The sequence below is a fragment of the Pseudobacillus sp. FSL P4-0506 genome (genome assembly GCF_038003025.1).
Classification (GTDB): domain Bacteria; phylum Bacillota; class Bacilli; order Bacillales; family Domibacillaceae; genus Pseudobacillus.
Map to the genome: position 1 here is coordinate 177,149 of NZ_JBBOOI010000001.1, position 15,080 is coordinate 192,228.

Genomic DNA, 15,080 nt, shown 5'->3' on the forward strand with positions numbered 1-15,080 from the left:
TCATTTCTCATGAATAATTGTTATTTGGGAAACTTAATTACGCGGAGTATAATGGTCATTTAACCATTCCATTAATATTCCATACTTTAAAGAAGCCTCGTCTTCAGGAATATAATTTTTCATGATGGTTTTTACAGTAAAGCCATTTCTCAGCTGGAATGTGAGTACAGGATCGTAAATACTTCCTTGGATCACGCATTCAACATATTTATCTACAGGCATTTTATCAGCGTATTTGTAATAGTGAGGAATTCGGCCTCCAAACATAATACTTCTTAGATTAAACTGCCGACAAATATTTCTGCGTGTTTCGTATAATCGCCTTCCAATCTTCATTTGACGGTAATCGGGGTGAACGGTAACGTCAATTCCATATAAATTTATCCCATTCGGATTATGATTTTGAATAAATCCTTCATCTGATATTTCTTTAAAGGAATGCTGCACTCCATATTCATCAAAGTTAACAATCACACTTGAACAAGAGCCTACGATTTTTTCTTTATATTTAATACAGGTTTGCCCTTCAGGGAAAATCTCCAATTGGCTTTCCAATTGCTCCCGCCTATATGCTATTCTCGGTCCAAATACTACCTGGGACAGGTTTACCACCTCATCTATATCTTCGTATCCAATATTATGAACAGTTATTTCTGATTCCAATTTAGACTTTGACATTAACCGCTACCCCTTTTCCGTTAAATTTCATTAATATGAAATAATGGAGGATTTTAAAAAAAAATAAAAGGCCTGATCTTCAGAGAAGTTTCTGCCGGTTTATCAGCTTTACAAATTGTAGGATGGACAAGCTTTGCTTGCAGCAATATATTTACTTACTCTTCTGCTTGTAGTAATGCCGCTTTCAATCGCTCCATCAATAAATCCTCCCCATCCATTTGCATAGGCTGCACCTGCTAAAAATACCCCGTTTTCCCGGCGTCTCATTTCTTCAATATAAGAGGTTAATTGGTTTGGCTTCAGCATCGACCAGGTTTCCCGGGAGAATTCGTCCGCTGCCCAATTATGGCCCGCGCTTTCAACCACTTCTATATCAGGGAGCCAGCATTGCAATGCCTTCTCTATTGCATATCGATCATTAGGATCTAAGCGATCAGCATTAGGGCCGAATCCAACTACAATGCTGTCACCTTCAACTGTATGATCCAGATGAACGGAGTTAAGAGGATACTCTGAAGGGGCATAAGCAACAAAAGGTTCCATCTCTCCTCTCACGCGTGCCCAGACTTTAACTCCTTTTGAGACTTGCTTTTCGTTTATAAAAGCTTGTTTTTCTTTCGATAGTTCCGGTCTAAATTGAATGTTATCTAATGTCGCTAATGGAGCAGTAACAATAACCGCTCTCGCCTCATAACACTGGCCATCTTCTGTATGAACTTCCACATAATCACCTGTGTGGTCTATAGAAGCAACAGCTACAGATAGCTGTATGTCTGCATCAATATCATCTGCGATCGAATTGATAAGTGAGCGGGTTCCTGTTTTTATTTTGAATCTTGAGACCGTATCAGCAAAGACATAACGATTTCCATTGGCAAAAGCCCACCAGCGAAACATCTGGGTAAGGGCTCCCTCTTCCGGTGACCCATTAAAATCAGTTGCTAACAAGCTGCTTAAAAAGTCATATTCCTCCTGTGCTAGAGTAAAACTCTCCAGGTATTCCATCACTGATTTTCCATCTAACTCTCGCAAAGAAGAAGATTGTAAGGGACTGTGAGGAAGAGGAAGATGTTTGTTCGCTTGGCTCATCAAACGCTCAAAGCTTTCTTTTACTATAGAGTTCAACTCTTGAGGAGTTCCTGAGTGTACCTTCTCCCCCGTAATCCAATACGCTTTCTGAGCAGATGGAGCTTGGTACACTTCAAGGCCGTAACGGGTCAGCTCAGTCCATACATGAGGTTGGTACCAGTGAACGTAAGTTCCGCCCATTTCGAGATTGCTTCCTAATTGGTGATCAGTCCAAGTACGCCCTCCTAAACGATCCCGCCCTTCAAGCAAAGTGACACTGTGTCCCAGCATACTAAGCTCACGGGCTGCAACTAAACCTGTAAATCCCCCTCCAACGATAATAGCGTCATATTGTTTCGAATCAGTTTGCTGAACCATTATTTATCCCTCCGCCTCTTTGCTATCTCAATTTTCTGCATGCTTTTTAATACAAAAAACGCTCTACTTTAAAACTGGCTTTTGGTCGGCTTTTTTTAGCTGAGGGCTGCTCGTCCATTCAACAATATAATTCGCCAACACTTTAGCAACTTTAACGACACTATCCAATTCAACAAATTCATCCGGACCATGTATGTTACTCCCCCTTGGTCCAAAGCATATGCCCGGCTTGTTGTAATACTGAGTAAAACGGGCATCGTTCCCGGAGGCCCGGCCAATGATTTTCGTTGGCTTCCCTAAAATGCTAGAAGCTGTCTGGACAAATGATTGGACAAACTCATCCTCCGGGTCTTGATACCAAGGCTCTGTTGACCAGCCAAACCATTCGATTTCGGGTGGATTCTGCTGCATCCATTCATCCTCTCTCATCACTTTCTCAATCGTTTCATGTATTAGCTTTTTAATGTCTTTCCGGCTCTCACCAGGAATAAACCCAATCCGACACTCTAAGACTGCGTGTCCCGCTACATTGGAAACCCAATCGCCTGCATGAAGTGTTCCCTGATTCAAATGAACCGACTGGCCGGAGCCTTTATTAAACAGCTCAAAATGTATTTCCTTCGCTCTTTTCTGGTTAAGTGCCTCCATAGCATCATAAATTTTGTATATCTTGCCTATAGCGTTCACGCCTTCGTGGGCTAAGCCTGCATGAGCCGTCTTGCCAATGACCTTTATTCTGAAATACAAAATTCCAGCATGTGCTATCGTTACATTTAAATTGTGGGGTTCCGTTGAAATATAACCGTCTGTTATATATCCGGCCTCTAAACACGCAAGCGCTCCGCCTCCGCCTCCTGCTTCTTCTTCAATCACACTATGAAGCTGAACCGTTCCTTTTAACTGTATGTTCAAATCTATCAGTGTTTTTAAAGCGAACCAATTAGCAATCAATCCGCCCTTCATGTCCGCCGATCCACGCCCGTAAAGCTTATTTCCTTCTATCTTTCCATCCCAGGGTGGCTTCGTCCACTTTTCTAAAGGGTTGGGTGAAACAACATCTGCGTGGCCGTGTAATGTAAGTGATCTTCCATCACCTGTCCCATTATACAAACCGATGATATTTTTTCGTTTTTCAAACGGAATGCCAGAATCAACAAACGCTTCATGGTTTGCAAGCTTGTGATAATTAGGAGTCACTTCATGTATTTCCAATCCAATTTCTTGATAAATTCTCTTCATATATTCTTGCATTTCTTCCTCATCGCCAATGACACTCTTTATTTTCACAACATTGCGTATGTGTTCTATTAATTGTTCTTGATTTTTGTCTATATATTGCTCGATCTTTTCTCGGTAAATGTTCATATTTTGTTTGTTTCACCACCTGATTTTTCTTTATGCGGAAAGTCCTTATTTGCTCTTCCAGCCCAATCTAATTAAAAGCTTAAAAATAGATTAAATGTTATAATTATTCTGATAACTGTTGATATAAATTGGCTTACTTGCAATTTTCATAAGCATATCCAGACAATGCTTATATAGATATGCTTGTGAGAGAATTCTCTTAAGCAGCGGTACGATCGCCCATTATTTATGCTATTTGGGAAAGGAGAAATAAATCTTACTATGGATATTAACCGGCTTAGATACTTTGTGGCAGTTGTGGAAGCTCAAGGAGTTTCTGCTGCTGCTCTAAAGTTAAATATTTCTCAGCCCTCTTTAAGCATTATGATTAAGAAGCTTGAGGAGGAGCTGGGTGTTTTGCTTTTTAAAAGAGAAAACAAAAGGCTGATACTCACTGATGTAGGAAATCTACTCTATAAAAGAGCCAAAAATGTTATTACCTCAGTCGACGATATGCTCGTTGAAGTAAATGAAGCTTCTAGAGGAATGCGCGGGGAAATCAAAGTAGGCTGTTCCACAGCGGCAAATTTGATTATTATCCCGAAAATAGTTGAAAATATGCAGAAGACTGCTCCTAATGTTACAGTCCATGTCATTGAAGGAAACACTAAATATATATCAGAGCAATTGCTGTCTAATCAGTTGGATGCAGCTATTGTTCGAACTACTTTTTCAGAAGAAATTTTTGAGACATATTCTATTATTACTGAACCTATAGTAGCTTGCCTTCACAGCGAACACCCTTTTGCTAGAAAAGACCGACTGCATTTAAAAGATTTTGCTGAAGAGAACTTTTTGCTAAACACTACTACTACCGGCTCTGGCTTGTCTGACTACATCATTAAGATGTGTAAACAAGTAGGATTTACCCCAAAAGTAAAGTATTGGGGAACCCAAGGGCTACCTATGGTAATTCTGGCCAGCAAAGGAGTTGGTGTAACCTTTTTACCGAATTCTTACAAATACCTTCCATTCAGCGGGGGATTACCTGTATTTAAAGATATTGAATCTCCCTCTTTAACATCCAGTTTAGAGCTTATTACTTTAAGAGGCAGATTTAGAAGTGCAACTACTGAGCATTTTCTTCAGCAAGTAGTTCAAATTTCTAAAGAACTTAATGCGAGCGTGAATCCAAACTATCTAATGAATAATTTCATATAACTATTCAGCTGGTAACAGCACTTGTCAAACTAGCATTCTCCATACGTAATAAATCAGAAGTTACTACAAGTAATGAACTCAACAAACGAGAAAGCCACCTCTCTTTATAAAAATTAATATATTTATCGTATATCGGATTTCAAATAAAGTGAAATATATATTTTTAATGACTTTGATAGATGATCATCTATATATGCTTCATTTAAGATCAAAAGAAATCCCCCGGTACAAGGACCGGGGGGTTCTTTTTTATTGTACAGCTACTTGAGCCAATACTTCTTTAAATGTATTGATTACTGTGTCTACTTCTTCATAGCTAATTGTCAATGGCGGCTCGATACGGATAGTTTTTGAGTTAACTAGTGTACCAGCTACAAGGATGCCATGGTCAAACATGCCTTTTGATACTTCATAGCCGATTTCATCTTTATGGAACTCGATACCGATCATTAAGCCTTGGCCGCGAATTTCTAACACTTTATCTCCATGCTCAGCAGCAGCTTCTTTCAAGCCTTTCAAGAAGTACTCGCCGACTTCAGCTGCTCTTTCTGGAAGATTTTCTTCGATTAGTACGCCAATTGTAGCGATCGCTGCCGCACAAGCAAGTGGGTTACCACCGAATGTTGTTGTATGCATGAATGGGTTGTCGAATAAGTTTTTGAATACTTTTTCGTTTGCAACAACTGCTCCAGCTGGCATTACACCGCCGCCGAATGCTTTTGCAAGACAGATGATGTCAGGCGTTACTTCGTATAACTCAGCTGCGAACATTTTTCCTGTACGACCCATACCAGTTTGTACTTCATCAAAAATTAAGACAACATCATACTCGTCACACAATTCTCTTACTTGTTTCAAGTAACCGGCAGGAGGAATAATGATACCACCTTCACCTTGAATTGGTTCCAAGATTACTGCGCCTACATCTTCGCCAACAAGGGCACAAGATTCAAACGTCTTTCTCATCATGTCGATGTCACCGTATGGCACATGACGGAATCCAGGAATCAATGGAAGGAATGGCTTACGGAATACCCCTTTAGCAGTACCGGAAAGCGATCCTAAGCTTTTTCCGTGGAAAGAGCGTGTTGTTGAAATGATCGTAGAGCGGTCGCTGTACATTTTTGCCAACTTCAATGCTGCTTCAACGCTTTCTGTTCCACTGTTTGTAAAGAAAGAATATTGCAAATCGCCAGGTGTAATGTCTGCTAAAATTTTAGCAAGCATCGCACGAAGCGGATCAAGTAAATCCTGGCTGTGAAGAGCTTGACGGTTTAATTGATCTGTTACAGCTTTAACAACTTTTGGATGGCGATGGCCAACGTTATAAATACCGAAGCCGCCAAGACAGTCAATGTACTTCTTGCCGTTGATATCAGTAAAACAAGAACCTTCGTCAGACCATTCAACTGCTGCGAATTGTCCACCTTCTGTTACTGTTTTACGATAAGCAAGGAAGCCTGGGTTGACGTGGTCACGGAAGTTATCAACTGTTTCTTTTGTTACCCATTGTGCTTCTTCTGCTGTTACCTCTTGTTTTTCGATCATATCAAGTACTTGTTTAATATAATCGTTCACTTGTGCCATTTGCTCGTTGTTTTTCAATTCTGTTTTTGTACTCATTTATATCTCCACTCCTGCAATTTTTGATTAGTTTTTAAACCAGCCTACTGGTTCTACTTCTAAGTTGATGTTGATTTGTTTAATTTCTTGGAATTCATCCAATCCGTATGTTCCTAAGCTGCGGCCGATACCACTTTGCTTATAACCGCCCCAAGGAGCTTCGTTGTAAGTTGGATGGTAGGAGTTGATCCATGTAATACCCGCACGCAATTTCTTGATCACACGAAGTGCTTTCGCTCCATCAATAGTAAATACAGCACCTGCTAAACCATAATCCGTATCGTTGGCTAAGCGGATAGCTTCTGCTTCATCTTTGAATTTTTGAATCGCTACTACCGGCCCAAAAATTTCTTCTTGAACGATTCTCATGTCTTGTGTTGTATCAGCAAACGCTGTTGGAGCTACGAAGAAGCCTTTATCCAGTCCGTTCTCCGTCAAACGCTCTCCACCGAATAGCAAGCGAGCTCCTTCTTCTTTACCGATTTCAATGTAGCTTAATACTTTTTCCATGTGCTGCTGGCTGACAAGCGGTCCCATTTCTGTTTCTGGGTCTGCTCCATTGCCCACTTGAATTTGTTTCGCGCGCTCTGTGAAACGCTCGATGAATTTATCATAAATGCTTTCTTCTACAAGAATTCTTGAACCGGATGAACATACTTGGCCGGACCCGCAATAAATACCGAACAATGCGTAATCTACTGCCACTTCAAAATCAGCATCAGCAAAAATGATATTTGGTGATTTTCCGCCAAGTTCCAAGGAAACTTTCTTCATCGTATCGGCAGCTGTTTTCATGATGTGTTTTCCTGTTTTTGTACCGCCAGTGAAAGACACCATGTCTACATCCTTATGAGAAGCAATTTCATTTCCAACAACAGGGCCCGCGCCGTGTACCATATTGATAACGCCTTTTGGCACGCCTACTTCTTCGATAATTTCCATTAATTTTGTCGGTGTAACCGGTGTTACTTCAGAAGGTTTATAAACAACTGTGTTTCCTGCTGCTAACGCCGGAGCGATTTTCCAAACACTCATAAGCATTGGGTAATTCCAAGGAACAATTAATCCGCATACGCCAACTGGCTCTCTCACAACCATCGCTTGCATTGGGTCCGCTACATGGTACGTTTCGCCGTCCGGTTGAGTGATCATACCAGCATAGTAACGGAAACAAGCTGCAGCATCTGCCATGTCACCTTCTGCTTCGCGAAGTGGCTTACCATTATTCATTGTTTCTAGTGCTGTCAGCTCTTCTGCTTTTTCGTCGATTTTGTCTGCAATTTTCAATAAGTATGCAGCGCGTTCAACAGTCGGAAGATCTGACCAGACACCGCTTTCAAATGCTTCCCTGGCAGCAGCAATAGCTGCTCTGGCGTCTGCGACAGTACCTTCAGCCGCATGAGCGATTACTTCACCAGTAGCTGGATTGAATACTTCACGTGTTTTATTGTCACTGGAGTTTGTCCATTCCCCATTAATGTACATTTTCAAATCAAGAGTTTTTACAGCCTGCGTTTCTAACATGCTTTTCATCCTCCTATTCTCCGTTTGCTTTATATAATGCAATTATCGTGCCAAGTTGAAATATTTAAAATATTTTTGAAAACTGCGTGCTATCAAGCTTTTTATTCCATACAAAAATTTGGAGTTTTATCGCTCTTATGCAATTTAGCATAATGTATGAATTTATGAATAAATTGATGAAAATAAGCATTTTTAGACACATTTTTGCCACATATAAAAAAAGCTGTTCAAAAGCAGTGAGTCACTAGCTTTTGAACAGCTTGCAATTAATAAAGAGACGCTTCATTGTCAGATTTTCTGCTGCTCATAATCTTCTGATATTTACGGCTCACGGATGACTGACTTACTCCAAGCGCCTTAGCCGCCTTTGTCGTTGTTTTATATTGCTTCATGGCGAGTACAATCAGCTGCTCTTCCACATCTTCAAGCGCCTCCTGCAGCGGAACGACCCTTGTAATAATTGGCCGTGCCTTTTTAAAATCATAACCGAGCGATAAAAACTGGCTGACAAATTCAGCATCTATCGCCTGATCATCAGCAGAAACGACGAGCCGCTCAATAATGTTTTGCAGTTCACGCACATTTCCCGGCCACGAATAGAATTCAAGCACGTTGATGGCATCAGGTGTTAAATAAAAACTTTTATCATACTTTTCATTAAGCTGCTGGAGAAAATGAAAAGCAAGTACTGAAATATCCTCTGTTCTCTCTCTCAGAGGAGGAATATGAAGCGGGATAACATTCAGTCGGTAAAATAAGTCTTCCCGGAACGTTCCTTGTTCTACCATTTGTTCAAGCTTCTTGTTGGTGGCCGCAATAATTTGCACATCCACTTTCTCAGCGACGGTACTGCCGACTGGGATAACTTCCTGCTCCTGTAATACGCGCAGCAATTTGACCTGCAAATGAAGGGGCATTTCACCGATCTCATCGAGGAAAAGCACGCCTTGATCAGCCATTTTAAAGTATCCGTCCTTGCCTTCTTTGTCGGCGCCAGTAAAGGCTCCCTTTTTATAGCCAAACAGTTCGCTTTCAAGCAAGTTTTCCGGGATGGCCCCGCAGTTTAGCTTCAAGAATGGCTTTTCTGAGCGACGTCCAAGTTGATGAATCGCCTGGGCAATTACTTCTTTCCCGACCCCGGATTCTCCTGTTATTAATACGGTAGAAGAAAACTCGGCTATCTTCTTTACCTGGAGAATAATCTTTTCCATTTTCGGGCTGCGATACATTAGTTTTTTTAGCGTTCGATCTTGATTTTTAAACGTATCAAGCTCTTTCTTATATTTCTCAGAAATCTTTTTCATTTCTTTTAATTCATCTTTTAATCGAGAAGTTTCTGTAATATCCCGAGAAGCGATAATAATGCGATCAATCTCTCCCTTTTCATTAAAAACAGGATTGCCGACTGCCAGCACCTTTCTGCCGCTTCTTGCTTCCTGAACAATCGATACTTTTTTCTTTTTTTCCATGACTAGCCTCGTCACGGAAGGACTGAACATCCCTTTCTTCTCTAGTTCAAGAAGGCTTTTCCCAAGCATGTCTTGTAAATCTGTATCCCAAAATCCACTGATTACATTTTCACTGTAACGGATGAGCTCACCTTTGCTGTTCACCACGAGCAGTTCATCATAAATAGTAGATAAAATAGCATTTAAATCCGTATTAAGATTTTTAATATCTTCAATTTCCATTGCCATATCTTCAATAGTAGGAATGTCCTGAACGACAATTAGCATTCCTTCAATTTTCTGATCCTGGGTTGAAATTGGACAATAGTCGAGAAGGACGCCCATTTCATCTGTCAGCTGCACCTGGTTTAAAATTGTTTTTCCGGTTGCAAACACACTTTCAATATGCTCTCGCTCAAATACAGACTCTGCAGGTTTATTCATCACCTTTTCAGCAGTCGACTTTATCATTTTTAACCCGGCATCGTTGCAGTTGATGATCTTCTTTTCTCTGTCTACTACAAACATTCCCATTGGAATAGAGGTAAGCAGCGTTTTAAATAAATTGACTCCCTGCTCCTCTTGTTTAAATAGCTCAGCCAGCAGTTCTTCCCGTTTTAAATAACCAATCGGCGACCCTTCTTCATCATTGATGATCGTTAACGTCTCACCGATCACCTGAAAAATAACAGGCAATGAAATAATTTTGTTCACATGATAGATTTGTTCGATCGGAATGGACTGAGACAACAGCGTTTGGAAGGTCACTTCTCTTTTATGCGCCAGACGGTTACTCTTTAAATGAACGTAAGAAGTAAGCTTGCCATGTTCACTCATAAATACAAATGGTTCTTTGATTGCACTAATGTCTATGAAGCTGTTATCCGCTTGATCTTCCACCGGAATAGAAACAATCGGATTTAATTTGTTTTCATCAATCGTAAACATTTTCGATCCCCCTCTCAGCTGTCCCCTTTCTATTATTTTAGCAAACTTTTTACAGAATAATAGAAAAAGAAGATGGAAACACCATCTTCCTCTACTAGATTATTCATCAATCACAAGCACTTACTACTAATTCTTCCTTCACGTAAGCGAGTACCATGCCGGGAATGACTTTGTCCCCTTCTTGGACTTCGAGCGACTGAATTTCTCCGCTGACACCCACTTTAACTGGAAGCATTTCTCCTTTTTCGTTCTTAATTATAAATAGCGGCTCCCATTCATAGATTCTTACGTTTTCCTTCACAAGAACTTGCTGAACTACTCCGTTATACGGGCTGGTAATCAATTCTTCAAACAATGGTACTCATCTCCTTTTCCTTATATAAGTGGGACAACCGCTTTCAAAATTATTTTTACCCTCCCCGGGCCAAATCAGCTTTTATTCCGTCGTCGCTTTTCCCATTTGCTCTGCCTTTTGCCAATGATTTCCCGATCATTTTGCTTTGTATGCTTAGACGGAATCCCCTGATTTAACCACCTCATCCCTTATATTCTCTCTTTACGGCTTCCTGCTAATTAAAGCTTGATCCAGCCGCGCAATCCTGAAGCTTCAGCGATTTTGCGGATCCCTTCAACATAAGCAGCAGTTTTCATGTTAATGCCAAATTGTTCGGCAGTATTCTGAACGTTCAAGAAGCTCGCATGAATTTTCTCTTTCAATCTTTCTTCTACTAGCTCTTTTGTCCAATAGTAACCTTGGTTGTTCTGACACCATTCAAAATAAGAAACGATGACTCCGCCGGAATTGGCAAGAATATCAGGAACAACTAAAACGCCACGCTCATCAAGCATTTGAATCGCTTCTTTTGTTGTTGGTCCGTTAGCCGCTTCAACGATAAACTTACATTTCAGTCTGTCAGCGTTCTCTGTAGTGATGACTCCGCCAACTGCCGCCGGAATAAGCACGTCACATTCCTGCTCAATTAGCTCTTCATTTGTAATTATATTTTCAAACTGGCCAGTAACAATGCCAAAGGAATCACGGCGTCCAAGCAGGTCCGGAATATCAAGACCTTCAGGTTCATAAATCGCACCAAGAGCATCTGAAATTCCAACTACCTTCACTCCTAATTCATGCAGGTAGTACGCGAGGTAACCCCCAACGTTTCCAAACCCTTGTACGATTACTTTCATTCCTTCAAGCGGCATGTTCTTTAATTCACTGACCATTTGCAGTGTATATAGAACGCCTTTTGAAGTCGCTGTTTCGCGTCCTTCTGAGCCACCTAAAACAAGCGGCTTCCCAGTAATAAATCCTGGTGAATCGAATTCTCTAATATGATCATATTCATCGAGCATCCATGCCATAATCTGTGAATTTGTATACATATCAGGTGCTGGAATATCCTTTGTCGGTCCGACAAGCTGACTCACCGCCCGGACATATCCACGGCTTAACCGCTCAAGCTCACCTGCGCTCATGCTACGTGGTTCGCAGATGATCCCGCCTTTAGCTCCTCCATAAGGAAGTCCGGTAATTCCGCATTTTAAGCTCATCCAGCCAGCCAATGCTTTTACTTCATCTGCTGTCACGTCCGGATGAAAGCGGATGCCGCCTTTTGTCGGTCCGTTTGCATCATTATGCTGAGCACGATAGCCTTTGAAAATTTTTGTCTCGCCATTATCCATTTTGACAGGGATATTAACCTCCAAAAATCTCATCGGCTCTTTTAAAAATTCAAATACTTCCTCAGAGTAACCAAGAATTTCTACCGCTTCTTTTAGAATTAACTTAAATTCCTCTTGCGGATTATCTTTATGATGCTGTCCTGCTGTTGTCTTAGTCTCTGCTGTCTGTACATTCGTACCCAATTTATAACACCTCATTTTTATTTGTTGCTTATTATAGAAGCAATTTCCGTGCCAAAACTTCAAAAAATTTAAAATCTTGTTCCCCTTGAAGAGACGGGCTTCTAGAAGCTTCCTAATTTTCTTTTTACATTGCTGCTTTATGCTTATTTGCATAGCCTATTATTTTTCGCATAAAGAAACCTTTTAAACTAACAAAAAAAGCCGGGATCTGCTGGCAATAACATTTGCACCAGCGATTCCGGCTTCATCTTCTAATTTACAATTCGTGTACTTCTTCCATATGCATTTGTGGAACAGGCGAACGGAACCAGTTTGTAATATACATTAAATACAGCATTCCAATAACTGACCAGATAACTCCAAGAATAAGAGAATGAATATTCAAGTTTATCCATAAGACTACTACGATGCTTGCACCGATAACTGGGAACACTAAATAGTTAATAAAGTCTTTCGGATTCTTATATCTTTTCTTTCTAATTACATAGTGAGCAATAACAGCCAAATTAACAAACGTAAAGGCGATGAGTGCCCCAAAGTTAATTAAAGAGGTGGCTGTCTCTAAATCAAGAAAAATAGCGATTAATGAAATAAAACCTACCAACACAACATTCAATGCAGGTGTCCGCCATTTTGGGTGGATGTATCCAAAAAACTTTGAAGGAATAACGTTATCCCGCCCCATTACATACAATAACCGCGACACACTCGTATGAGAAGCCAAACCTGATGCGAGCGTTCCTGTCAGCGTCCCTGCTAGGAAAAATGCCTGAAATAGCTTGCCTCCTACGTATAAAGCAATTTCAGGTGAAGCAGCTTCCGGATCAGAGAAACGAGAAACATCAGGGAAAAACATTTGCGTGAAGTAAGAAACGGTAATAAAAAGCACGCCGCCTACAAGTGCAGTTAAAAAGATAGCTTTCGGGATTGTTTTTACAGCATCAGGTGTTTCCTCTGATAATGTGGTAACCGCATCAAACCCAAGAAAAGAAAAACATAGAACTGTGGCTCCTGCTATAAGCGGACCAACTGACATGCCCTCTTCAGCAAATGGAATAAACGAAAAGACAGTTCCTGCTCCTTCTCCATTTCCAAGCCCTTTGATAACCAGTATGACAAAAATAGCAATGACTAAGAATTGAAATAACACAAGAAAATTATTAAAATTAGCTGCCAGGTTTACACTAAATAAGTTCGCAGCCGTTACGACCACTACAAATCCAACTACCCACATCCAGCCAGGAACTTGCGGAAATAGCGCCGACAGGTAAATCTTTGTTAAAAGCGCATTCACCATCGGCAAAAACAAGTAATCAAGCAAAGCAGCCCAACCGACAAAAAAGCCGAGCTTTTTACTAATTGTTTTTTGTGTATACGTATAAGCTGAACCGGCTACCGGGTAAACTCTAACCATTTTTCCGTAGCTGGCAGCTGTAAATAGCATTCCAACTAGAGCAATCACGTAGGAAGCCGGCACGTGTCCGCCCGTTTCCTCTGATACAATTCCAAATGTATCAAACGCTACCATAGGCGTCATATAACCGACACCTAACATAACTATTGCCCATAGACCTAACGATCTCTTTAATTGAACCTTTTCCTGCATATATCATTCCTCCTGTTGTAACCGCTTAAAATGTTAATTATTAAAATATTTATACAATTTTCATGCCAAAAGTACAAAAAACAACAAAAAATATTATATTTTTTTGAAAACTAAAAGAAAGCGGATAACAGAGGTGTTAACAGTTCATTTAATACAAATCACCCATGTAAATAAATGTATGATTATGAAATAACAGTAAAACGAAAACTCGTTTTATTTCTCAAATTACAATCACCCTATTCAAAAGTGCATAAATCATTCCGTTTTACATACCAATACTTTTTCTAAATAATAAAAAGAGAAGGCAGCCTAATAGCCGCCTCCTCTTTCTCTTCAATAAGAGTTAATTAAATTTCTGCAAATCTACCACGTTGACGAAGAAGTTCGCGATTTAATTCCGGATTCACTTCGAATGCTGCACGGCCATGTAGCCAGAACAAGTTATTCAGCATAACAAGGTCACCAACTGGAAGTTTTAGCTCAATAACACTTTCATCACTTTCCATGGAATCAGAAAGCTCTTTTAAATACTTCGCTTCATCAATTGTTTCCGGATAAGCAAATTGGTCGATAAAGCAAATGCAAGGCTTGTTGTTATCATTGAAGAACGTAGCGCGCTGTACTTCCTGGCTGACGTTTTTGCTGCTTGGCGCTTTGTATGTGAATTTATAAGTAGCAAGTGGATGAGTTGAGAATTTCTCAAGCTCTTTCCAGTCGTCAAGGTGCAGTAAACGCGACTCTCCTCCCACTGCATTTTCTTCCTTCATTTTCATCATTAACAACCAGTCAGTTGGCTCATCAACGAATGTTCCATCCGTATGCAATGTGAACAGACGGTAGGCTTGACGAAGGTAAGAATCACTGTTGTCTGTATGAGCTACAGTAAATCTGGCATAATATTTACCTGTCATGGAGTCGAAATTCGGTGTTCCAACAATATGAGTCATCGCTGTAGAGAAAATTACATAATCATCTGTATCAAGCGTTTCTCCTTGCAGACCAATTGTGAAACCACCTGTTTCGCGGTCATGAACAATCCCTCTCAAAATGTCTTGAAACTCTTTTCCTGTCAATTGAAGCAAGTAATCAGCAACGATAAGTCGTGCGTAAGGAGTATACTCCAAATGCTGAACAGACACTTCCTCTTCTTTTACTTTTGCCAAAAATTCTCTGATCACTTTAGGTTCAAGCTCAATGTGGTATAAACGATCGCTTTGCGGATGAGATTTCACCTCATAAGCTGCTGTTTTCTGAATGAATTTCTTGCCTTGTTTTTCTAAAGTACTCATTAATAATTCCTCCTATTTGTAGAAAAATAATGTTTTTGTCTGGGTAGGAAATAAAAAAAGCCAGTTTACACCCTTTGCGTCCAA

At 40.3% G+C, this 15,080-nt stretch carries 11 protein-coding genes; 1 reads left to right on the forward strand and 10 read right to left on the reverse strand.

The features are described 5' to 3' along the window. Positions 1-33: 33 nt before the first annotated feature. From MKZ02_RS00890 to MKZ02_RS00900, 3 genes are all read right to left on the reverse strand, one after another. A complete protein-coding gene (locus tag MKZ02_RS00890; RefSeq protein WP_340851388.1) occupies positions 34-678 on the reverse strand; it encodes a GNAT family N-acetyltransferase in 645 nt (214 codons plus the stop codon). Between the two features lie 108 nt (positions 679-786). Further along, positions 787-2,124: a flavin monoamine oxidase family protein gene (locus MKZ02_RS00895; protein WP_340851389.1), complete on the reverse strand. Its 1,338-nt coding sequence runs from the start codon at positions 2,122-2,124 to the stop codon at positions 787-789. A gap of 63 nt (positions 2,125-2,187) precedes the next feature. Continuing rightward, positions 2,188-3,489, reverse strand: a complete 1,302-nt coding sequence (locus MKZ02_RS00900; protein WP_340851391.1) for an ArgE/DapE family deacylase — start codon at positions 3,487-3,489, stop codon at positions 2,188-2,190. A gap of 261 nt (positions 3,490-3,750) precedes the next feature. Here MKZ02_RS00900 and MKZ02_RS00905 point away from each other — a divergent pair, with 261 nt between their 5' ends. Continuing rightward, positions 3,751-4,689, forward strand: a complete 939-nt coding sequence (locus MKZ02_RS00905) for a LysR family transcriptional regulator (protein ID WP_182917072.1) — start codon at positions 3,751-3,753, stop codon at positions 4,687-4,689. Positions 4,690-4,938: 249 nt separating this feature from the next. On the opposite strand, the gene MKZ02_RS00910 is transcribed toward MKZ02_RS00905, so the two are convergent. The 7 genes from MKZ02_RS00910 to glaH all read right to left on the reverse strand — a co-directional run bounded on the left by MKZ02_RS00910 (position 4,939) and on the right by glaH (position 14,996). Further along, positions 4,939-6,312 (reverse strand): putrescine aminotransferase, encoded by a 1,374-nt coding sequence (locus tag MKZ02_RS00910; protein WP_120036024.1) that lies wholly within the window; start codon positions 6,310-6,312, stop codon positions 4,939-4,941. A gap of 27 nt (positions 6,313-6,339) precedes the next feature. Next, complete coding sequence (locus MKZ02_RS00915; RefSeq protein ID WP_340851394.1) at positions 6,340-7,836, reverse strand: aldehyde dehydrogenase family protein; 1,497 nt, start codon at positions 7,834-7,836, stop codon at positions 6,340-6,342. Positions 7,837-8,102: 266 nt separating this feature from the next. Beyond that, complete coding sequence (locus MKZ02_RS00920; RefSeq protein WP_340851395.1) at positions 8,103-10,232, reverse strand: sigma 54-interacting transcriptional regulator; 2,130 nt, start codon at positions 10,230-10,232, stop codon at positions 8,103-8,105. A gap of 106 nt (positions 10,233-10,338) precedes the next feature. Beyond that, positions 10,339-10,587 (reverse strand): biotin/lipoyl-containing protein, encoded by a 249-nt coding sequence (locus MKZ02_RS00925; protein WP_120036022.1) that lies wholly within the window; start codon positions 10,585-10,587, stop codon positions 10,339-10,341. Between the two features lie 218 nt (positions 10,588-10,805). After that, positions 10,806-12,101 carry a Glu/Leu/Phe/Val family dehydrogenase gene (locus tag MKZ02_RS00930; RefSeq protein WP_406909140.1) on the reverse strand — a complete coding sequence of 432 codons (1,296 nt, stop codon included), beginning with the start codon at positions 12,099-12,101 and terminating at the stop codon, positions 10,806-10,808. Positions 12,102-12,357: 256 nt separating this feature from the next. Next, positions 12,358-13,707, reverse strand: coding sequence for an APC family permease (locus MKZ02_RS00935; protein WP_340851397.1), 1,350 nt, complete (start codon positions 13,705-13,707; stop codon positions 12,358-12,360). 347 nt (positions 13,708-14,054) lie between these two features. Continuing rightward, positions 14,055-14,996: a glutarate dioxygenase GlaH gene (gene glaH / locus MKZ02_RS00940; protein WP_120036020.1), complete on the reverse strand. Its 942-nt coding sequence runs from the start codon at positions 14,994-14,996 to the stop codon at positions 14,055-14,057. Positions 14,997-15,080 lie beyond the last annotated feature (84 nt).